We start from the raw sequence: 20479 nt of genomic DNA, 5'->3' as shown, positions 1-20479 counted from the left end.
ACCGGTGGCCGGGCCCGAGGTGCCGTCGGCTCAGTTGCCGGGGTAGTGGCCCTGGGTCTGCACGTTCAGTTCGCGGAACCGGAACAGGTCGGCTACCCGGGTGCGCGAGTCGGTCAGCTTCAGCACGTCCAGGCCCTTGCGGATGTCACTGGAGTAGATGTGCCCGTTGTAGTAGTACGTCGACCAGGCCCCGCCGGTGACGTTCTCCGTCGCCGAGAGCGGGCCCCGCTCCCAGAATGCGATCTCCTTGGGCTTGGCCGAGTTGGTGAAGTCCCAGACCGAGATGCCGCCCTGGTACCACGCCTGGACCATGATGTCCTTGCCCGGCACCGGGATCAGCGAGCCGTTGTGCGCCACGCAGTTCTCGGTCGGGCCGTTCACCCGGGGGATCTTGAAGTAGCTGCGGAAGACCAGCTGGCGGTTGTCGCCGCGGCCGACGACGTCGTAGACGGCGTTCGCGCCGCGCTTCGGGCCGATCTGCTCGTTGCAGGTGGCCGCGCCGCCGCCGCCCAGCTCGTCGGTGAAGACCACCTTCGTGCCGGAGTTGTTGAACGTGGCGGAGTGCCAGAAGGCGAAGTTCTCGGTGTCCCGCACCCGGTTGATCACCCGGGGGTTCTCCCGGTCCCGGATGTCCATCAGGATGCCGTCACCCATGCACGCGCCGGCCGCCAGGTCCTTCGCCGGGTACGCGGTGATGTCGTGGCAGCCGCTGGTGTTGGTGTAGCCGCCGTCCGGGAAGAGGTTCGGCGTGGCCACCACCTTCGCCGTGGTGGGCGCCTTCACCGGCACCTTGACGATGGAGATGGAGTCGTGCGGCGGCGGGCACCCGACGTAGCTGTCCGACGGGCCGTACGAGGAGACGTAGAGGTACGCCGTCCGCTGGTCCCGGGACGGGACCAGCGTGTGGGTGTGCGACCCGCAGGCGGTCTGGACCGACTTGATGTAGCGCGGGCTGCGCTTGTCCGAGACGTCGAAGATCTTGATGCCCTCCCACTTGGTCGCGGACCGGTCCACCCCGGTGCTGGCGCAGGAGTCGTCGCTGCGCGGCGAGTCGGTGGAGAGGAAGAGCAGGTTGCCGTAGATGGAGATGTCGTTCTGCGAGCCGGGGCAGAGCACCTGGGAGACGATCTTCGGCGCGCTGGGGCGGGCGATGTCGTAGATGACGAACCCGTCGTAGTTGCCGACGAAGGCGTACCGGTCCTGGAAGGCGAGGTCGGTGCCGAAGGACAGCGGGCCGGTGAACGGCTCCTGGTGGGGCAGGTTGGCGATCTGCTTGAGGTTGGGGCTGCTGGAGATCTCGTCGACGCCGAGCCCGGGGTCGGTGCTCGACGCCGTCACGGATCCCGTGGCGGTCTCGGGGGCCGCCGCCGCGCTGCCGGGCGCCGCGGCGGCGACTCCGGTGAGCAGGAGAGCGGCGGCGGCGAACCGCGTCAGCCGGCGCTGTCGAGGACGAGAGACGATGGATCTGATCATCGGCGAGCCCTTCGAAAGGGGGTTGGCGATGACCGACACCTTACCGCCCAGCGATGGACACCAATGTGATCCGGGTCACATTCTAGTGCCTTTGTCGATGGATAGGATCGCGGATGACCTCGACCCGAGGGGGGTGTCGCATGACTGGCCGACGCAACCGGATATTGGCGGGCGTCACAGTCCTGGGCGTGCTGTCGGCGGTCGGCGCGGCGGCACTGTGGCCGCGCGCCGACGACGCACCCCCGCAGCGGGCCGCCGCGACCGCCGCCGGGCCGGCCACCACCGGCCCCGCGGTGATCGTCCCCGGCCGTCCCGGCGAGCCGGCGGTGACCCGCCCCGGCCGGGAGGTCGCGCCCACCGGCGAGCCGGCCTACAACGAGCTCGACGTGTGGTTCGTCCGGATGATGATCCCGCACCACCGGCAGGCGCTGGAGATGGCCGAGCTCGCGCCGCAGCGCAGCACCGACCCCCGGATCCTGGCCGTGGCCGACCGGATCCGGGCCAGCCAGGGACCGGAGGTCGACGTGATGCGCGGCTGGCTCCAGGCCCGCCGGCTGTCCACCGACGCGCCCGGGCACGACCACGGGTCGATGCGCGGGATGCAGAGCCCCGACGCGATGCGCCGGCTGGCGGCGGCCCGCGGAGCCGAGTTCGACCGGCTCTTCGTGCGGATGATGACCGCGCACCACCAGGGCGCGGTGACCATGGCCGTCGACCTGCTCAAGGTCGGCGCCGACCTGACGCTGGCCCAGTTCGCCAACGACGTCGCCACCGAGCAGGGCATCGAGATCGACCGGATGCGCGAACTGGTCGCCTCCTGAACCGGCCGCGCCGGGCCGGTGCGCCGCACATCGACCGTCCCGCCGGTCGTAGGCTGGCGGGCTGTGAACCGTACCGTCCTGGGTCGCCCGCTGCGCGCCGTCGCCTTCGACGTCGCGGTCGCCGGCCTGGTGGCGGTCCTCGCGCTGGGCGGCCTGGTCAACCAGCGGGGCGGCTGGCCGGCGACGCTGGTCGGCTGCGCGATGGCGGTGGCGCTGCTGTTCCGCCGGATCCGTCCGTCGGCGGTGGCCGTGCTGGTCGCGGCGCTCGCCCTCGGGCAGGTGCTCGCCGGCTGGGGCCCGCTCGGCTTCGACGTGGCCGTGCTGATCGCCCTCTACAGCGTGGTGAAGTACGCCGACCGGCTGCGCGACGGCGTGCTGGCCGGTGCGGTGGCCGCGATCGGCGTGCTGCTGGCCGCCAGCCAGACGGTCAGCCCCGCCGCGTGGTGGGTCAGCGTGATCTGGTTCGGGTCGGTCACCGCGGGCGTCTGGCTGGCCGCGCTCAACCTGCGCACCCGCCGGCTCTACGTGTCCAGCCTGGAGGAGCGGGCGGCCACCCTGGAACGCGAGCGGGAGGCCGAGGCCCGGGCCGCGGTGGCCGGCGAGCGCGCCCGGATCGCCCGGGAACTGCACGACGTCGTGGCGCACAGCATGGCCGTCATGATCGCGCAGGCCGACGGGGCCCGGTACACCTTCGACCGGGACCCCGAGCGGGCCCGCGAGGCCGTGCGGGTGGTGGCCGACACCGGCCGCCAGGCGCTGGAGGAGATGCGCCGGCTGGTGGACGTGCTGCGCGAGCCGCGCGCCGTGCCGGCCGGGGACGAGCTGGTCGCGGAGCCGGAGCACCGCCGCCCCACGGTGGCGGAGCTGCCGGCCCTGCTGGACCGGTTCCGGGCGGCCGGACTGCGGGCGGAGCTGACCGTGCCCGCCGGTGGCGCCCTCCCGCCGGGTGTCGAGCTGACCGTCTACCGGCTGGTGCAGGAGGCGCTGACCAACACCCTCAAGCACGCCGGGGCCGGTGCCACGGTCGCGGTCACGCTGACGTACGCCGAGGAGGCCGTCGTGGTCCGGGTGGTCGACGACGGGCGCGGCCGGCCGGCGGCCCGGCCCGCGCCGCCCGGCGGGCACGGCCTGGTCGGCATGCGCGAGCGGCTCGGGGTGTACGGCGGCAGCCTCACGGCCGGCGCCCGGGCCACCGGCGGGTGGCAGGTCGTCGCCCGCCTGCCACTGCCCGCGCCAGCAGAGCCGAAGGGGACCGCACGATGACCGTCCGGATCGTGATCGTGGACGACCAGGCGCTGGTGCGGGCCGGCTTCCGGATGGTGCTGGACTCGCAGCCCGACCTGGCGGTGGTCGGTGAGGCGATCGACGGCGCCGACGCGCTGCGGGTGATCGCCCGCACCCGACCCGACGTGGTGGTGATGGACGTCCGGATGCCGACCATGGACGGCGTCGAGGCGACCCGCCGGATCTGCGCGGACCGGCCCGCCGGCCCGCCGCGGGTGCTGGTGCTGACCACCTTCGACACCGAGGCCGACGCCTTCGCCGCGCTGCGCGCCGGGGCGAGCGGTTTCCTGCTCAAGAGCGTCCCGCCGGAGGAGATGCTCGCCGCCATCCGGGTGGTCGCCGCCGGTGACTCGGTGGTCGCCCCGGCGATCACCCGCCGGCTGCTCGACCGGTTCGCCGGCCAGCTCGGCCCGGGCCCCGCCGAGGACCCGCGGCTGGCCCTGCTGACCGAGCGCGAGCGGGAGGTGCTGCTGCTGGTGGCGCGGGGACTGTCCAACGCGGAGATCGCGGCCCGGGCGCACGTCGCGGAGGCCACCGTGAAGACCCACGTGGGGCGGATCCTGGCCAAGCTCCAGCTCCGGGACCGGGTGCAGGCCGTGGTCCTGGCGTACGAGAGTGGGCTGATCGTCCCCGGCGGCTGAGCCGGCCGTACGACCTGAGGCGTACGGGTTCGCCCGGTCGGGGACGACCCGGGGCGGAGCGCAGCCGGGCGCGCGGGCTGACGCGGGCCGGGGCGGGCCGTCCCTAGCGTCGGAGAGGTCCGGTCCCCGACCTCACGAGGCGTGCACATGTCCGTTCCATCCCCCGCCCACCACGTCGCCGCCCGAGGTCTGTGGCAGGTCACCCTGCGCACCCTGCGCGCGGAGGCGTCCCGGTCGGTGCTCTGCGCGCTGGCGGTCGTGCTCGGCGTCGCCTTCGTCGCCGGCACATTGATGTTCACCGACGGGATGCGGGCCGGCGCCTACGACCGCGCGGGCGCCTTCGACCGGCACACCGACCTCGCCGTGTACGCCGACACCGCGCCCCTTCCGCCGGCGCTGGTGGACCGGGTCCGGGCGGTCGGCGGCGTGGCCGCGGCGGCCGGGGAGCTGACCGGCACCGGCGGGGTGGTCGGCTCGGACGGGCGGCCGGTGCTCGGCTACGCCGTGCTCGCCGCCGTGCCCACCGACGAGGCCCTGCGGTCGTACGACGTGGTGGCCGGCCGGCTGCCCGACCGGCCGGGGGAGGTGGTCCTCGACGCGCCCACCGTCGCCGCGGAGGGCTTCCGCCTCGGCGCGCCGGTCCGGGTCGGCGGGGCGGCGGGGGCGGCCCGGCCGTACACCCTGGTCGGCACGGTGGACGTGGCCGGCACCTCCCGCGACGTCGGCGGTCCGTTCATCGGCCTGGTCGGCGCCGACGCGCTGGCCGTCACGGGGGAGCGCGGCTACGGGCGGATCATGGTCGCCGCGGCGGCCGGCGCCGCCGGGCCCGGGCTTGTCGACCGGGTGTCGGCCGTGGCCGGCGCCGGGACGCACGTCCTGGACCGGGAGCAGATCCTCGACGCCGCGGTCGACGACGCCGTCCGGGACGTCCGGCAGTTCTCCCTGGTGCTGCTCACCTTCGCCGCCGTCGCCGTGGTGGTGGCCGGCTTCGTCATCGCCAACACGTTCGCCATCGTGCTGGCCCAGCGCACCCGCCGGACCGCCCTGCTGCGACTGGTCGGGGCGAGCCGCGGTCAGGTGTTCCGGGCCACCCTGCTGGAGTCCGCGGTGCTCGGCCTGGTGGCCTCGGCGGCCGGCGTGGTCGCCGGCGCCGCGCTGGCCGTGGGGCTGCGACGGGTGCTCGCCGGGCCGGGCGCGGCCGACGGGCTGGCCCTGCCCGGTTCGACGCTGCTGGGCTGCCTGGCGCTCGGCACGCTGCTCACGGTCGGCGCCGCGGCGCTGCCCGCCTGGCAGGGCAGCCGCGTCCCGCCCGTCGCCGCGCTCACCGACGCCGCCGTGCGGGTCACCCGCCGGGCCGGCCGGGTACGGCTGCTGGCCGGCGCGGTGGCCTTCCTGGCCGGGGCCGTGGCGCTGGTCGGGGCCGCGCGGCTCGGCCAGGTCGTCCTCGTCGCCCTCGGCGGGGTGCTCACCTTCTTCGGCATCGTCCTGTCCGGCCCGGTGCTGGTGCCCGCGCTGATGCGGCTGATCAACCAGCCGCTGCGGCTGCTGTTCGGGGCCACGGCCGAGCTCGCCGCCGCCGACGCCGCGCGCAACCCGCGGCGGGTCGCCGCCACCGCCGGCGCGTTGGTGATCGGCGTCGGTCTGGTCTCGGCGTTCCTGGTGGGCGGGGCGAGCGTCAAGGCGGGGATCGAACGGGCGGTGGACACCCGGATCGGGGTGGACTACCTGGTGACCGGGATCGGCGGTGACCTGCCGGCGTCGCTCGTCGCGGAGCTGGCCGGCCGGCCCGAGCTGGGCGTGGTGCACGAGCCGCGCCGCCACCGCGTCGTCGACGTCGAGGTCCGGGCCGCGCACCCGGCGCTGGTGGACAGGTCGGTGGGGAAGGTCGTCGCCGGGCGCCTGACCGACCTGCGTCCCGGGGCGGTGCTCGTGCACCGGGAACTGGCCGAGGCCCGGGGCTGGGTCGTCGGCTCGTCGGTGCCGGTCGGCGGCCGGACGTACCGGGTCGCCGCGGTGGTCACCGACGACCCCGACGCGCCCGCGCCGCGGGAGGTACGCCCCGGCCACGTCGTCGACATGGTGGACGCCGACTTCACCGCCCGGTTCCCCGCCGAGCGGGGCTTCCTCGCCGAGGTGCAGCCGGCGACCGGGGTGCCGGCGCCGGCGGCCCGGACGGCGATCGAGGAGGTGCTGACGTCCTACCCGACGGCCAACCTGCTGGACCAGGCCGCCTACAAGAAGATGCTCACCGGCACGGTGGACATGCTGCTGGCGTTCGTCACCGCGCTGCTCGGGCTGGCGGTGGTCATCGCGCTGGTCGGGGTGGCGAACACGCTCGGCCTCTCGGTCCTCGAACGGGCCCGGGAGCACGCCGTGCTGCGGGCCGTCGGTCTCACCCGGGCACGGCTGCGGGTCCTGCTCGCCATCGAGGCGGCCCTGACCGCGACGGTCGGCACGGTGCTCGGCGTCGCGCTGGGGGTGGCGGTCGCCGCCGGGGCGATGGGGGTGCTGGCCCGGGTGGGTGGCGACTCGACCCTGGTGCTGCCCTGGGGTCGGCTGGGCCTGATGTTCGCGGTGGCGGTGCTGGCCGCCCTGGCGGCCTCCGTGCTGCCGGCCCGGCGGGCGCTGGCCCGCCCGGTGGTGGCGTCGCTCGGCGCCGACTGACTGCGCCCGGCCGGGCCCGCCGGTCCGGACGGATCAACGCCCGACCGAGGAATCAGCAGCCGCTCCGGCCGAGCGCCCGGTCCGCCATCCGAGGGCAGACCGGGCGTTCGCCAGGTCGGTCAGTCCCCGGCCGCCGGGGACACCGTGGGCTCCGCCGGGGGCGGGTCCTGGGTGGCGGGCGGGTCGGTGGTGGTGCTGGGCGCCGGGTCGGGCGGCGGCGCGGACGTGGAGGTGGCCGACGGCTCCGGCTCCCGGGTGGCCGACGGCTCGGCGGGCGCGGGCGACGTGGTCGAGGTCGGCCTGGCCGTCGTCGGCGGCGCGGTGGCCGTCGGCGACGACGTCGGCCGCCGCTCACCGCCGCCACCGGGGCGGCCGATCGGCTGGACGGCCTCGTCCTCCGACGTACCGCCGCCGCCCTGCCGCGGTTCGGACTGGCCGCTCGGGATCGCCGCCGGGGCGGTGGAGCTGATGTCCACGGCCGGTTCGCCGGTCGGCGGCGGCTTGTAGGCGCCGAGCGCGGCGGCGAGGCCCGCCAGGGCGACCGCCACGGCGGCGACCGCGCCGATCAGCGTCCCGCGCCGGGCGCCGCGGCCGGCCGAGGCCGCCGCCGGGCGCACCACGGGCAGGTCGTCGCGCGTGGTGGCGGTGACGGCGGTGGCGCCGCGCAGCGGCACCGGCGTCACGGCCGTCGCTGCCGACGGGTCGGCGCCGGCGGCCCGGGCCGCGTCGGCCATCGCCGCCCCGGTGGCGAACCGGTCCGCGGGGTCCTTGGCCAGCGCGCGGTAGACCAGCTCCCGGACCGGCTCGGGGATGTCGTCGGGCAGCGCCGGCGGCTCGTCGTCCAGGTGCCGGACGGCGACCTGCAACGGGTTGTCGCCGGTGAAGGGCGGGGAGCCGGTGAGGCAGCAGTAGGCCACCGCGCCGAGGGCGTAGATGTCGGTCGCGCCGGAGACGGGCCGACCGGAGGCCTGCTCGGGCGCCATGTAGAGGGCGGTGCCGGGCACCGCGTTGGTGCTGGTGATGCTGGTGACGTTGGCGGACCGGGCGACGCCGAAGTCGACAAGCACGACGGTGCCGTCCTCCTGCACCAGCAGGTTGCTCGGCTTGACGTCGCGGTGCACGATGCCGCCGGCGTGCGCGGCGTTCAGCGCCTGCGCGGCCTGCGCCACCACCGACATGGTCTCGGCCACGCCGAGCCGGCCGGCGGCCTCGATCCGGCGGGACAGCGGCTCGCCCTCGACGAACTCCATGACCAGGTAGTCGGCCCGGCTGCCGTCGGGCAGGTCGTCCTCGCCGCAGTCGAAGACCTGCACGATCCCGGGGTGCCGCAGCGCCGCCATGATCCGTGCCTCGGCCCGGAACCGGGCGATGAAGTCGGGGTCGGAGACCAGTGCCGGCAGCAGGACCTTGACCGCGACCTGCCGACCGAGCACCTGGTCGGTGCCGCGCCAGACGTCACCCATGCCGCCGGTGGCGACACGTTCGTCCAGGCGGTACCGACCGCTGAGTACGACCTCCGAAGACAACACCCGACTACGGTACCCAGGGCCGTCGGAAAGCATGTGCGCCCGTCTCACCGCGGGCCGGACGGGGCGTTTCGGGGGCGGCTCGGTGCGCCGGTGACCGCCGGGGCCGGCCGGGCTATCCTGTCACGGCGCGCAGGCGAGCGGTGACGCAAAACGACCAAGGAGCCCGTTACGCTGCCAGAACGGTCATTCTCAGTGAGGTGGTCCACCGACCGGGCGGCAGGCAGCGCCGACGGCTCCTCTCCTGTTACGTCGACACACCGTGTCCCGGAGTTGAGATATGTCACTCCGGCGGCCGTCGATGTCGGCTTGTTCCCGACCGGGTCCGCTCCTACCGTTAGCCCGGCTCGGGCCGGCTACCCGGCTCCGGTGCGCCGCGCCGGATGCCGCGCGGGGTCGGTGCGGGCGCCGATCCGCCGGCCGGGCCGGCTGACATGGGGGCGATCAGGTCGGCGGAGGGCTGAGGTGGGGGTGGGGGTCCGGAAACCGGACCGCACGGCAGGGGCACGCGGCTTCGTCGCGGGTTCGTCCGGGCGGCGCGAACGGCGGGGACGGCGGATCCATGACCGGTGAGCTGAACGAGGCGGTCACCGCCGCCCAGGCGGGTGACGAGGAGGCCTTCCGCCTCCTCTACCGCACCCTGCAACCGGGCCTGCTGCGCTACCTGACCGCCCTGGTGGGCGCCGACGCCGAGGACGTCGCGTCGGAGACCTGGCTGCAGATCTCCCGTGACCTGCCGACCTTCTCCGGTGGCGAGTTCCGGGCCTGGACGGTGACCATCGCCCGCAACCGGGCGATGGACCATCTGCGCCGGCAGCGCCGCCGCCCGGCGCTACCGGTGCCGGTGCAGGCCCTCAGCGAACTGGCCGGGGACGCCGACACCGAGGAACGCGCCGGTGAGACGATCGGCACCGAGGCCGCGCTGGCGCTGATCGCCACCCTGCCGCCGCGCGAGGCGGAGGCGGTGCTGCTGCGCGCGGTGGTCGGGCTGGACGCCGAGACCGCCGGCCGGGTGCTGGGCCGGCGGGCGGGCGCCGTGCGTACCGCGGCGCACCGTGGCCTGCGCCGACTGGCCGCCCTGATGGAACGACACGACCTGTCCCCACCGCCCGTCACGGCCGAGGGGACGCCGCCGCGGCCCCGCGCCGGCGGCCGGCCGGCGCGGGAGACGCCGCGAGCCGAACCGGCGGACGGTTGAGATGAGGAAACTTCGGATGATCTTTCGCCGCCCTGACCGGTCCGGCCGGCCCGCCGACCGCGTCGAGAGCGAGCGGATGCTCGACGCCGCCCGGGCTCCGCGTCCGTCGGACGACCCGGTCGCCCGGCTGCTCGCCGCCGCCGCCGCGCCGCCCAGCCCGCGGGAGGTCGCGGGCGAGGAGCAGGCGCTGGCCGCCTTCCGGGCGGCCCGGCGGGATCCGGCGCCGGTGCCCGCCGGCTCGCCCGGCCGGCGGCGGCTCACCACCGGTGCGGTCGCCTGGATCGCCGGGGTCGCCGCGGCCACGACGGCCGGGGTGGCCTTCGCGGCGGTCACCATCGACCGGGAGCCCGGCCCACCGCCCGGTCCGGCCACCTCGAGCCCGGCCCCGTCCGGCGAGACGTCGGGTGGCGCGCCCACGGGCGGCAGCCCGTCGGGCGGGTCGACGACCGACGGAACCCCGCCGGGCACCGGCGGCCCCGGCGGCGGAACCGGCCCCGGTGGCGGTCCGCGGCCGTCGAGCCCGGCCGAGGCCGCCCAGCTGCCCGGCCTGTGCCGCGCGTACCTGGCGAAGTCCGCCGAGGGGCGGGAGCGGGCGCTGCGGACGCCGGGGTTCCGGGTCCTGGTCGAGGCCGCCGGCGGTGCTGACCAGGTGGCGGACTACTGCGGCCGGCTGACCCCCGCCGGCGAGAGCTCGCCCGCACCGCGGGCGAGCCGGACGCCGCCGGTGACCGGCCCCCCGGCAAAGGGCCGGCCGTCCGCCTCGCCCGCCGGCCGGAAGTCCACGCCCGCCGCCGCCAACCGGGCCACGCCCGCCGCCGCCACCAACCGCGCGACACCGGCCCCCGCCAACCGGCCGTCCCCGCCGGGTGTCGTCCCCCCGGCCGGCCGCCAGGACGGCTGACCCCGCCTACGCGCTCGACGACACGCGCCGCGCCCTGGGCGACCGTCGTCACGTCCACACCCCACCTCGGCGGGCCGGAATGCGGCTGGTGGGGCCTTCCGATGGAGTCGATCGGCCACGGTGCGGCACGGCGGCTCGCCCAGCTCAGCACCGGTGACCGGCCGACCGGCCCGGCGGGCGGCGGGTGGCGCGTCCGGCCCGGTCAGCGCGGGGTGCCCACCGATCCGGACAAAAACTCGTCCGGACGGGTGCGCAACATTCGTCTGCTAGACAGAAGATGGTGAGGCCGCGTACGCGTCCGCCGACAACGGTGGCGCGTGGGCGGCGGACGGTGGACCCCGCCCTGGGAAGGAGCCGGCCCCTTGGTGACGTCGCCCGAACTGGACCGGACCACGATCCTGCGAGAGGCGGACGCCGCGGCGCGGCATCTCGCCCGGATCTGTTTCAAGACCGGGCCTCCGGTCTTCACCGGCGTCGAACTGGAATGGACCGTGCACGACGCCGCCGACCCGGCCCGCCCGGTGGACGGGAATCGGCTGCGGGCGGCCCTCGGGCCGCACACCCCCACCACTCTCGACCGCGGCAGTCCCACCGAGCCGCTCGCCCACGGCAGCGCCGTCACGCTCGAGCCCGGTGGCCAGTTGGAGGTCTCCAGCCCGCCCCGACCCTCGGTCGCCGCGCTCATCGACGCCACCGAGGCCGACGTCGGCCAGGTGAGCGGCCTGCTGGCGGACGCCGGGTTGGTGCTCGGCCGGACCGGCATCGACCCGTGGCGCAGCCCGCGGCCGGTCGTCGAGACCCCCCGCTACCGGGCCATGCGATGCGTCTTCGACCGGCGTGGCGCTGCCGGCCGCACGATGATGTACAGCACCGCCGGCCTGCAGGTCTGTCTCGACGCCGGGGAACCGGGCGAGCTGCCGGCCCGGTGGGCCGCGGCGCACGCCGTCGGCCCGCCGCTGGTCGCCGCCTTCGCCACCGCCGACCGGCACGCCGGGCGGCGGACCGGCTGGGCCTCCGCCCGGATGGCGGCCTGGCTGGCGATCGACCCGGCCCGGACCCGCCCGGTGTGGTCGCCGTCGGGCGCCGACCGGGACCCGGTCGCCGCCTGGACGGAGTACGTCCTCGCGGCGCCGCTGCTGTGCCTGCGGGGGGACGGCGCCGACTGGACCCCGCCGGCCGGGGTCACCTTCGCCGACTGGCTGGCCGGCGGGCTGCCCCGACCACCCACCACCGACGACCTGGACTACCACGTCAGCACGCTCTTCCCACCGGTCCGGCCCCGTGGCTACCTGGAGATCCGGTATCTCGACGCCCAGCCCGGCCGGGACTGGCGGATCCCGCTGGCGGTGCTCGCCGCGCTCTTCGCCGAGCCCGGCACCGTCCGCGCCGCCCTCGCCGCGGCCCGCCCGGTGGCCGGCCGGTGGCACGCCGCCGCCCGGTACGGCCTGACCGACCCGCCGCTGGCCGCCGCCGCGGCGACGCTGTGCGACCTGGCGCTGGCGGCCCTGCCGGGGCTGCGCCTGCCCACCGACACGTACGAGGAGATCAGCCGAGGTATCCGGCGGCGGCTCGCCGCCGCGGAGAGGGGACAGCGGTGACCGTCAGCGACCAACTCGACGCCGAGCAGCTGCGCGACCGGATCGGCACGGAGCTGGACCGGACCCGGCGGCGGACCGCCCTGCTGACCGACGCGGTGGACGACGCCGACCTGACGCGCCAGCACTCGCCGCTGATGTCGCCGCTGGTCTGGGACCTGGCCCACGTCGGCAACCAGGAGGAGCTGTGGCTGGTGCGCGACGTCGGCGGGCGCGAGCCGGTGCGCCGCGACATCGACGACCTGTACGACGCGTTCAAGCAGCCCCGCAAGGACCGGCCCGCGCTGCCGCTGCTGCCGCCGGCCGAGGCCCGGGCGTACGTCGGCACGGTCCGGGAGAAGGTGTACGACCTGCTGGACGGCATCCGGTTCACCGACCGTGACCTGGTGGTGGACGGGTTCGCGTTCGGGATGATCGTGCAGCACGAGCAGCAGCACGACGAGACCATGCTCGCCACCCACCAACTGCGCTCCGGCCCACCGGTGCTGGCCGCCGCGCCGCCCCCGGAGCCGCGGGCCCGGGTCGGGGCCGAGGTGCTGGTGCCGGCCGGGCCGTTCACCATGGGCACCTCCACCGACCCGTGGGCGCTGGACAACGAGCGGCCGGCGCACGTGGTCGACCTGCCGGCGTACGTGATCGACGCGGCCCCGGTGACCAACGGGCAGTACCGCCGGTTCATCGCCGAGGGCGGCTACGACGAGCCGCGCTGGTGGAGCGGGGCCGGCTGGCGGCACCGGGTGGAGGCCGGGCTGACCGCCCCGATGCACTGGCGGCGCGACGGCGACGGCTGGGCGTACCGCCGGTTCGGGCGGTGGTCCCCGGTCCGCGACGACGAGCCGGTGGTGCACGTCTGCTTCCACGAGGCGCAGGCGTACGCCGCGTGGGCCGGCAAGCGGCTGCCCACCGAGGCCGAGTGGGAGAAGGCGGCCCGCTGGGACCCGGCCACCGGGCGGTCCCGGCGCTACCCGTGGGGCGACGAGGACCCGACCACCGCGCACGCCAACCTCGGGCAGCGGCACCTCTGGCCGGCGCCGGTCGGCGCGTACCCGGCGGGCGCCTCGCCGCTGGGCGTGCACCAGCTGATCGGCGACGTGTGGGAGTGGACCTCGACCGCGTTCCGCGGCCACCCCGGCTTCACCGCCTTTCCTTACCGCGAGTACTCCGAGGTGTTCTTCGGCGACGACCACCGGGTGCTGCGCGGTGGGTCGTTCGGCACCGACCGGTCGGCCTGCCGGGGGACCTTCCGCAACTGGGACTACCCGATCCGGCGGCAGATCTTCAGCGGCTTCCGGTGCGCCCGCGACGCCCGCGCCGAGGAGGCGCACGGCTGATGTGCCGGCACCTGGCGTACCTGGGGCCGCCGGTCAGCCTGCGGACGCTGCTGTTCGACCCACCGTATTCGTTGCTGCGCCAGTCGTGGTCGCCGCGCGACATGCGCGGCGGCGGGACGATCAACGCCGACGGTTTCGGTGTCGGCTGGTACCCGCGCGAGCCGGCGCCCGGGCCGCGCCGCGGGCCGGAGGCGGGGCCGGCGCGCGGCGGCGAGCCGGTCCGGTACCGGCGCGGCACCCCCATCTGGAGCGATCCCACCCTGCCGGAGCTGGCGGTGGCCACGGTCAGCGGCGCGGTGCTGGCGGCGGTCCGCTCGGCGACGGTCGGCATGCCGGTGACGGCCACCGCCGCGGCGCCGTTCGCCGAGGGCCGGTGGCTGTTCAGCCACAACGGGGTGGTCCGGGGCTGGCCGGACTCGGTGGCGGCGCTCGCCGCCGGCCTGCCGGTGCGGGACCTGCTCACCCTCGACGCGCCGACCGACTCCGCGCTGCTCTGGGCGCTGGTGCGGCACCGGCTGCGGGCCGGCGCGTCGCCGGCGGAGGCGGTCGCCGACACCGTCGCCGCGGTCGGGGCGGCGGCCCCGGGGTCCCGGCTCAACCTGCTGCTCACCGACGGGGACACCGTGGTGGCCAGCGTGGCGGGCCACGCCCTGTCGGTGCGCGCCGGCGCGGACGCGGTGCTGGTGGCCTCCGAACCGCTGGACGACGAGCCGGGCTGGCAGGCGGTGCCGGAGGGTCGTCTGGTGGTGGCCACCGCGGCGGGGGCCCGGATCGACGCCCTGGCGGGCGCATGACGGCGGCCCGGCCGCCGAAGGACCAGGTACGTGGCCAGTTTCGGTCGACGGGGAAGGACAGCCGATGAGCGCGGAACCACTGGAGATCTATCTGGCGGAGCAGGACATCGGGCGGAGCCTGCGGGAGGACGTCCGGTCCGGGCTGACCGCGCGCCCCAAGTGGCTGCCCCCGAAATGGTTCTACGACGCCCGGGGCAGCGAACTGTTCGACGAGATCACCCGGCTGCCCGAGTATTATCCGACCCGCGCCGAGCGGGCGGTGCTGGCCGAGCGGGCCGGTGAGATCGCCGCGACGACCGGGGCGAAGACCCTGATCGAGCTGGGGTCGGGGTCGTCGGAGAAGACCCGGCTGCTGCTGGACGCCTTCACCCGCCGCGGCGGGCTGGGCACGTTCGTGCCGCTGGACGTGTCGGTCAGCGCGCTGCGGCAGTCCACCGCGCAGATCGCCGCCGCCTATCCCGGCCTGCGGGTACGCGGCATCGTCGGTGACTTCACCCGGCAGTTGGACCGGCTGCCGACCGGCGGCCGGCGGCTGGTGGCCTTCCTGGGCGGCACGATCGGCAACCTGCTGCCGATCGAGCGGGCGGAGTTCCTCACCGCGATGCGCGCCGCGCTGGAGGTCGGCGACTGGCTGCTGCTCGGCACCGATCTGGTCAAGGACCCGGGCGTGCTCGTCCCGGCGTACGACGACGCGGCCGGGGTGACGGCCGAGTTCAACCGCAACGTGCTGCGGGTGATCAACCGGGAGTTGGGCACGGACCTCGACCCGGCGGCGTTCGCGCACGTGGCGATCTGGAACCCGGAGCAGGAGTGGATCGAGATGCGGCTGCGCGCGCGGCGCCCGATCCGGACCCGGGTGCTCGACCTGGACGTCGAGTTCGCCGAGGGGGAGGAGTTGCGGACCGAGATCTCCGCGAAGTTCCGGCCGGCGGGCATCGCGGCCGAGTTGGCGGCGGCCGGCTTCGTCACCCACGACTTCTGGACCGACCCGGACGGCCTGTTCGGCGTGACGCTCGCCCGCGCCGACTGAGCCGACGTCGGAGGCCGGCCGGGGTGAACCCGTTCACCCCGGCCGGCCCACCGACCGCGGGTCGGCTAGGCTGGCGGCGCGAAGGGGAGTAGCCCCCAATGTCGTGGTCGACATACTGGTGCGTTCCGCATCCGGCCACGCGGCCCCGTTCCGGGGCGGGCGAGACCTTCGACTCAGGCTGTCACAGCCGGGTCGAGGGCACCCCCGTTCCTCCTCCCGGCTCGGATCGGGAAGGGTTGTCATGGAGGGTTTCCTCGTCGCGCTGGTGGTCAGCTTCGGCGTCATCTTCGTCGCCGAACTGGGCGACAAGTCCCAGTTGATGGCGCTGACGTTCGCCACGCGTTTCAAGCCGGTGCCGGTGCTGATCGGCATCACCGTCGCCACCGCCGTGGTGCACCTGGCCTCGGTCGGCATCGGCTACGGCCTCGGCGCCGCCCTGCCGACCGGCTGGATCTCGTTGATCGCCGGTCTGGCCTTCCTCGGTTTCGGGGCCTGGACCCTGCGCGGGGACGAGCTGACCGAGGCGGAGCGGCAGAAGGCCGAGCGGTCCACCAAGTCGGCCATCATCACGGTGGGCGTCGCGTTCTTCCTGGCCGAGCTGGGGGACAAGACCATGCTGGCCACCATCACGCTGGCCACCAAGTACGGCTGGTTCGGCACCTGGCTCGGCTCCACGATCGGCATGGTCGCCGCGGACGCGCTGGCCATCCTGGTCGGGCGGCTGCTCGGGCGGAAGCTGCCCGAGAAGACCATCAAGTACGGCGCCGCCATCCTCTTCGCCATCTGCGGCCTCTGGCTGATCCTGGAGGCGGTGCGCGAGCTGACCTGATGGCCTACCGCCCGACTGCGCGGGTAACGCTGCGGGGTGAGGCTGGAGGAGCTGCTCCACCGCGGTGACCAGGTACTGGTCACCGCGGTGGAGATCGCCGGTGCCCTGATCATCTTCGTCGGCGCGGCCTGGGCGGCCCTCCGGTTCGTGGTGGACGGGCTGCGCTGCCGCGACGCCGCCGTCTTCACCCCGATCCGGCTGTCCCTGGGCCGGTTCCTCACCCTCGGGCTGGAGTTCCAGCTCGCCGCGGACATCCTGCGTACGGCGGTGTCGCCGACCTTCGACCAGATCGCCAAGCTGGCCGCGATCGCCACCATCCGGACCGCGCTCAACTACTTCCTGCGCCGGGAGATCGCCCAGGAGCAGCAGCAGGTGGGCCGGACCGGGCCGCCGTCGTGATCGGCACCCTGGTCACCACCCTGGCGCTGGTCTGCGCCGTGGTGGCGCTGGTGACCAGCCGCTCGTGGCGGGCCGCGCTGCGGGTGCTGCTGGACCTGCTGACCGCGGCGGGCCTGCTGCGGTTGACCGTCGACCAGGGCTGGACCGAGCTGGCCGGGGCCGCGCTGATCATCATGGTGCGCCGGCTGCTCTGGGCGGTGCTGGCGACCGGGCCGCCCGCGTTGTTTCGCCGGTCCGGCGGCGGGAACGATCACGGTCTGACCTGGCGGCACGGTGAGACCGGATATAACGGGAGGAATACCGCATGAGCCGGCATGACGAACCCAACGAGTACGGCTTCGCTGGCGGGGCCACCGCCCCCGAGCCCCCGCCCGGGGGTCGCCCCGACGAGCAGGATCTGGCCGAGGCGGTGGCCGTACCCGGTGACGACCTCACCGAACCGGCGGCCGACGCGCTCAGCGACGAGACCGCGGAACGGGCGGAGCGGCGGACCCCGCAGCGCCGCGAGTGAGCCCGGTGGGTCCGGGGCGCGGGTGACCGCGCCCCGGACCCACCTGGGGTACCCGGAACCGGGACGGCGGCGTCAGCCGCCCTGGACCGGCCGCTCCTGATAGACGTCCGGCACGCCGTCCGCGTCGGCGTCGCGGGTCTCGCGCAGCGCGATGCGCCGGTACGCCGCGTTCCGCCGGGACAGCACCACCGCGGCCAGCACCGCCGCGGTGACCGAGGCGGTCAGCACGGCCGTCTTGACCCGGTCGTCCTCGGCGCTGCCCACACCGAACGCCAGCTCGCCGATCAGCAGCGACACGGTGAAGCCGATGCCGGCCAGCAGGGACACCCCGAGCAGGTCCGCCCAGCGGATGTCCTCGTCCAGTTCGGCCCGGGTGAACCGGGCCAGCAGCCAGGTCGAGCCGAGGATGCCGATCGTCTTGCCCAGCACCAGACCGGCCACGATGCCGATCACCACCGGGTCGGTGAAGACCGCGCCCAGGTCGGCGTCGCGCAGCGAGACGCCGGCGGCGAAGAAGGCGAACACCGGCACCGCGAAGCCGGCCGACACCGGCCGCCAGCGGTGCTCCAGGTGCTCGGCCAGCCCCGGGCCACTGCCCTTACGGCTCAGCACCGGCACGGTGAAGCCGAGCAGCACCCCCGCCACCGTGGCGTGCACCCCGGAGAAGTGCACGAGCGTCCAGGCCAGCACGGCCAGCGGGATCAGCGCCCACCACCAGGTTTTGCGGCGCTGCACGAGCAGGCCGAAGGCGGCGATCGGGACCAGCGCCGCGAGCAGCGGCAGCGGGCTGAAGTCCGCGGTGTAGAAGACCGCGATGATGCTGATCGCGAGAAGGTCGTCCACCACGGCCAGGGTGAGCAGGAAGGCGCGCAACCCGTGCGGCAGGTACGAGCCGATCACGGCCAGCACGGCCAGCGCGAAGGCGATGTCCGTGGCGGTGGGGATCGCCCAGCCGCGCAGCCCCGACCCGCCGAGGTTCACCGCCACGTAGATCAACGCGGGCGCCAGCATGCCGCCGATGGCGGCCACCACCGGTAGCGCGGCGCGGCGCGGGTCGCGTAGGTCGCCGGCGACGAACTCGCGTTTGAGCTCCAGCCCGACCACGAAGAAGAAGATCGCCAGCAACCCGTCCGCGGCCCACTGGGCCAGGTCCAGGTCCAGGTGCAGCCCGGCGCCGCCGGGCCAGGGCACCCAGCGGGCCAGCGCGACGTACGAGTCCCCCCACGGCGAGTTGGCCCAGAGCAGGGCGAGCACCGCGCCGAGCAGCAGCAGGCCACCGCCGACGGTCTCGGTGCGCAGCACGTCGCCCAGGAAGCGGGCCTCCGGCCAGGAGCCGCGGGAGAGGAGCCGGTGCCGCTTCGAGCGGGTCGGACCGGTGGGCGGGTTGGTCATGGGCGTGCTTCACCTCGGGAATACGGGGACGGCAGGAACTCACCGCCGACCAGACTTCCCGGCACACCTGGACCCGACCCTATCCGGGCCGCGGCCGCGGTGGCGAGTCGCGGCGCCGAGACCTGCCCCTCACCGGGGGGTGGGCAGCACTCCCCACAGCCGGTCGACCGGCTGCGCGCAGAGCAGTTCCATCCGCTTGATCAGCTCGTCCGGCTCGCCGTACGGGTCGAGGGCGCGGATCTCGTCCGGGTGCAGCGGGGGCACCGGCACGTGGGAGATCAGCGGGTGCAGCGGTCGGGTGTCGACCTCGTCGGCGCCGAACAGGTCCTCGTGCAGCTTCTCGCCCGGCCGCAGGCCGGTGAAGACGATCTCGCTGTGCCCGGGGGCCTCCGCGGCGAGCCGGCGCGCCACGTCGGCGATCCGGACCGGCTCGCCCATGTCGAGCACCAGCGCCTCTCCGCCCCGGCCGATCGAGGCGGCCTGGAGCACCAGTTGCACCGCTTCCTGGACGGTCATGAAGTACCGGGTCACGTCCGGGTGGGTGACGGTGATCGGCATCCCGGCCCGCAGCTGCGCCTCGAACGCGGTGAGCACCGAACCGCGGCTGCTGAGCACGTTGCCGAACCGGACGCTGAGGTGGCGTCCGCCGAACAGGTCGGCGTAGTGGGCGGTGAGCCGTTCGGTGATCCGCTTCGAGTAGCCGAGCACGCTTACCGGATCGGCCGCCTTGTCGGTCGAGATGTTCACGAACTCGGCGACGTCCCGGCACGCCTCCAGCACGTTCAGCGTGCCCCGCAGGTTGGTCAGGACCGCCTCGCCGGGGTGCCGTTGCAGCAGCGTGAGGTGTTTCAGCGCGGCGGCGTGGAAGACCACGTCCGGCTGCCGGTCGGCGATGATCCGGGTGATGCCGTCCCGGTCCCGGATGTCGGCGAGGATCAGCTCCGGCCCGTCGAGCAGGGCCCGGCCGTGCAGCGACATCTGCAGCGCGTGCAGCGCCGACTCGTCCCGGTCGAGCATCATCAGCTCGCCCGGCTCGCAGCGGGCGATCTGTCGGCACAGCTCCGAGCCGATCGAACCGCCCGCGCCGGTGACCAGCACCCGCCGGCCGGCCAGGCCGTTGCGGTCGACCATCAGCTCGGCCACCCGCTGCGCCCGGCCGAGCAGGTCGGTGATCTGCATGTCCCGGACGTCGGAGACCGCGACCGGCCGGTCGAGCAGCTCGTGCACCGGCGGGAGCACCTTGAACGCGGCGCCGGCCTGCAGGGTCCGGGCGCGCACGTCGCGCATCAGCTCGGGCGCCGCGCCGGCCATCGAGAAGATCACCGTGTCGGCGCCGGTGAGCCGGATGGCGTCGCCGACCTGCTCGCGCCCGCCCAGCACCCGCACCCCGGCCAGGCGCAGGGTCCGGTTGTCCCGGTCGTCGTCGAGCAGGCCGACCGGTCGGTACCGGCCGGCCGGGTCGGCGAGCAGCACCCGGACCAGCCGCTCGCTGGTGCCGTCCACCCCGTAGATCAGCGCCCGGGACGCCGCGGCGCGGGCCGGTCGGACCCGTTCCCGGTGGAACCGGAACCCGGCCCGGCCGCCCGTCATGAGCAGGATCGCCACCGCGCCACCGACCAGCGGGGTGCTCGCCGGCACCGGTCGGACGTCCATCGGCAGGAGCACCGCCAGCGCGGCGGCGATGGCCAGCGTGCCGGTGACGGCGAGGTCGCGCGCCTCGGCCGCGCTGCCCACCGGGTGCCGGCCCCAGACCGCGAGCCGGATCCGCTCGGCGCCGGTGTGCACCGCGACGCAGGCGAGGGCGGCGATCACCGCGACGGTCGCGGTGTGCCCGGTGAGATCCCACTCGTACCGGGTGGCCGCGGCGGCCAGAAATCCGGCGCACCAGGCGGCCGTGTCCAGCGTTAACAGAGACAGGGCTCGGGCGCGTCGATTCATCGTGATGGGCGTGACGGGGCCGGACGAGGTTGGCGATACGGGCACCGTTGTCTCCCTTTGGTAGCTATAGAACCGCCCGAGGGGTTTGCGGCTAATGAGGGCTCGTGTTCGTCTACATTCGGTTAGGAAACGAAGACGCCGTGTGCGGGGTT

At 75.2% G+C, this 20479-nt stretch carries 18 protein-coding genes; 14 read left to right on the top strand and 4 right to left on the bottom strand.

What is annotated here, in order from left to right:
• Positions 1–30 precede the first annotated feature (30 nt).
• On the bottom strand, positions 31–1473 hold the full coding sequence (locus K7640_RS23205) for an LVIVD repeat-containing protein (protein WP_222957000.1): 1443 nt from the start codon (positions 1471–1473) through the stop codon (positions 31–33).
• Between the two features lie 140 nt (positions 1474–1613).
• Between K7640_RS23205 and K7640_RS23200 the strand changes: the two genes are divergently transcribed.
• The 4 genes from K7640_RS23200 (at position 1614) to K7640_RS23185 (ending at position 6883) form a co-directional block, all read left to right on the top strand.
• Positions 1614–2294 (top strand): DUF305 domain-containing protein, encoded by a 681-nt coding sequence (locus K7640_RS23200; protein ID WP_222956999.1) that lies wholly within the window; start codon positions 1614–1616, stop codon positions 2292–2294.
• A 63-nt stretch (positions 2295–2357) separates the two neighbouring features.
• Positions 2358–3557 carry a histidine kinase gene (locus K7640_RS23195; RefSeq protein ID WP_222956998.1) on the top strand — a complete coding sequence of 400 codons (1200 nt, stop codon included), beginning with the start codon at positions 2358–2360 and terminating at the stop codon, positions 3555–3557.
• The gene (locus K7640_RS23190; RefSeq protein WP_222956997.1) at positions 3554–4219 is read left to right on the top strand and encodes a response regulator transcription factor; all 666 of its coding nucleotides are present in this window, start codon (positions 3554–3556) and stop codon (positions 4217–4219) included. The genes K7640_RS23195 and K7640_RS23190 overlap by 4 nt, the downstream gene beginning before the upstream one ends.
• Before the next feature lie 147 nt (positions 4220–4366).
• Positions 4367–6883, top strand: a complete 2517-nt coding sequence (locus K7640_RS23185; protein WP_374198113.1) for an ABC transporter permease — start codon at positions 4367–4369, stop codon at positions 6881–6883.
• 119 nt (positions 6884–7002) lie between these two features.
• On the opposite strand, the gene K7640_RS23180 is transcribed toward K7640_RS23185, so the two are convergent.
• Entirely contained in the window at positions 7003–8412 is a 1410-nt protein-coding gene (locus tag K7640_RS23180) for a serine/threonine-protein kinase (protein WP_222956996.1), read from the bottom strand.
• A 559-nt stretch (positions 8413–8971) separates the two neighbouring features.
• Here K7640_RS23180 and K7640_RS23175 point away from each other — a divergent pair.
• The 10 genes from K7640_RS23175 (at position 8972) to K7640_RS23130 (ending at position 16997) form a co-directional block, all read left to right on the top strand.
• Positions 8972–9607 carry an RNA polymerase sigma factor gene (locus tag K7640_RS23175; protein WP_222956995.1) on the top strand — a complete coding sequence of 212 codons (636 nt, stop codon included), beginning with the start codon at positions 8972–8974 and terminating at the stop codon, positions 9605–9607.
• Between the two features lie 16 nt (positions 9608–9623).
• Positions 9624–10508, top strand: coding sequence for a hypothetical protein (locus K7640_RS23170; protein WP_222956994.1), 885 nt, complete (start codon positions 9624–9626; stop codon positions 10506–10508).
• 362 nt (positions 10509–10870) lie between these two features.
• Positions 10871–12106 (top strand): ergothioneine biosynthesis glutamate--cysteine ligase EgtA, encoded by a 1236-nt coding sequence (gene egtA / locus K7640_RS23165; protein ID WP_222956993.1) that lies wholly within the window; start codon positions 10871–10873, stop codon positions 12104–12106.
• Positions 12103–13434: an ergothioneine biosynthesis protein EgtB gene (gene egtB / locus K7640_RS23160; RefSeq protein WP_222956992.1), complete on the top strand. Its 1332-nt coding sequence runs from the start codon at positions 12103–12105 to the stop codon at positions 13432–13434. Before egtA ends, egtB begins: the two co-directional genes overlap by 4 nt.
• Positions 13434–14228, top strand: coding sequence for an ergothioneine biosynthesis protein EgtC (gene egtC / locus K7640_RS23155; protein WP_222956991.1), 795 nt, complete (start codon positions 13434–13436; stop codon positions 14226–14228). The genes egtB and egtC overlap by 1 nt, the downstream gene beginning before the upstream one ends.
• A 64-nt stretch (positions 14229–14292) precedes the next feature.
• On the top strand, positions 14293–15258 hold the full coding sequence (egtD, locus tag K7640_RS23150) for an L-histidine N(alpha)-methyltransferase (protein WP_222956990.1): 966 nt from the start codon (positions 14293–14295) through the stop codon (positions 15256–15258).
• Positions 15259–15499: 241 nt separating this feature from the next.
• Entirely contained in the window at positions 15500–16087 is a 588-nt protein-coding gene (locus K7640_RS23145) for a TMEM165/GDT1 family protein (RefSeq protein WP_222956989.1), read from the top strand.
• 36 nt (positions 16088–16123) lie between these two features.
• A complete protein-coding gene (locus K7640_RS23140; RefSeq protein ID WP_222956988.1) occupies positions 16124–16486 on the top strand; it encodes a DUF1622 domain-containing protein in 363 nt (120 codons plus the stop codon).
• Positions 16483–16794: a hypothetical protein gene (locus K7640_RS23135; RefSeq protein WP_222956987.1), complete on the top strand. Its 312-nt coding sequence runs from the start codon at positions 16483–16485 to the stop codon at positions 16792–16794. The genes K7640_RS23140 and K7640_RS23135 overlap by 4 nt, the downstream gene beginning before the upstream one ends.
• Complete coding sequence (locus K7640_RS23130) at positions 16791–16997, top strand: hypothetical protein (RefSeq protein WP_222956986.1); 207 nt, start codon at positions 16791–16793, stop codon at positions 16995–16997. Before K7640_RS23135 ends, K7640_RS23130 begins: the two co-directional genes overlap by 4 nt.
• Before the next feature lie 72 nt (positions 16998–17069).
• Here K7640_RS23130 and nhaA read toward each other — a convergent pair whose 3' ends face one another.
• Together nhaA and K7640_RS23120 are read right to left on the bottom strand one after the other, a co-directional pair.
• Complete coding sequence (gene nhaA / locus K7640_RS23125; protein WP_222956985.1) at positions 17070–18389, bottom strand: Na+/H+ antiporter NhaA; 1320 nt, start codon at positions 18387–18389, stop codon at positions 17070–17072.
• A gap of 129 nt (positions 18390–18518) precedes the next feature.
• The gene (locus K7640_RS23120) at positions 18519–20327 is read right to left on the bottom strand and encodes a polysaccharide biosynthesis protein (protein ID WP_222956984.1); all 1809 of its coding nucleotides are present in this window, start codon (positions 20325–20327) and stop codon (positions 18519–18521) included.
• Positions 20328–20479 lie beyond the last annotated feature (152 nt).

It is taken from the genome of Micromonospora sp. PLK6-60 (assembly GCF_019890675.1).
Taxonomy (GTDB): domain Bacteria; phylum Actinomycetota; class Actinomycetes; order Mycobacteriales; family Micromonosporaceae; genus Micromonospora.
The sequence above is the reverse complement of the archived record's forward strand: the minus strand, read 5'-3'. Positions and strand labels throughout refer to the sequence as shown.

Excerpts from the sequence above, each read along its gene's own strand:
- K7640_RS23205 (WP_222957000.1), bottom strand. The coding sequence starts at position 1,473 with ATGATCAGATCCATCGTCTCTCGTCCTCGACAGCGCCGGCTGACGCGG.
- K7640_RS23200 (WP_222956999.1), top strand. The coding sequence starts at position 1,614 with ATGACTGGCCGACGCAACCGGATATTGGCGGGCGTCACAGTCCTGGGC.
- K7640_RS23190 (WP_222956997.1), top strand. The coding sequence starts at position 3,554 with ATGACCGTCCGGATCGTGATCGTGGACGACCAGGCGCTGGTGCGGGCC.
- K7640_RS23185 (WP_374198113.1), top strand. The coding sequence starts at position 4,367 with ATGTCCGTTCCATCCCCCGCCCACCACGTCGCCGCCCGAGGTCTGTGG.
- K7640_RS23175 (WP_222956995.1), top strand. The coding sequence starts at position 8,972 with ATGACCGGTGAGCTGAACGAGGCGGTCACCGCCGCCCAGGCGGGTGAC.
- K7640_RS23170 (WP_222956994.1), top strand. The coding sequence starts at position 9,624 with ATGATCTTTCGCCGCCCTGACCGGTCCGGCCGGCCCGCCGACCGCGTC.
- egtC (WP_222956991.1), top strand. The coding sequence starts at position 13,434 with ATGTGCCGGCACCTGGCGTACCTGGGGCCGCCGGTCAGCCTGCGGACG.
- egtD (WP_222956990.1), top strand. The coding sequence starts at position 14,293 with ATGAGCGCGGAACCACTGGAGATCTATCTGGCGGAGCAGGACATCGGG.
- K7640_RS23145 (WP_222956989.1), top strand. The coding sequence starts at position 15,500 with ATGGAGGGTTTCCTCGTCGCGCTGGTGGTCAGCTTCGGCGTCATCTTC.
- K7640_RS23130 (WP_222956986.1), top strand. The coding sequence starts at position 16,791 with ATGAGCCGGCATGACGAACCCAACGAGTACGGCTTCGCTGGCGGGGCC.
- nhaA (WP_222956985.1), bottom strand. The coding sequence starts at position 18,389 with ATGACCAACCCGCCCACCGGTCCGACCCGCTCGAAGCGGCACCGGCTC.
- K7640_RS23120 (WP_222956984.1), bottom strand. The coding sequence starts at position 20,327 with ATGAATCGACGCGCCCGAGCCCTGTCTCTGTTAACGCTGGACACGGCC.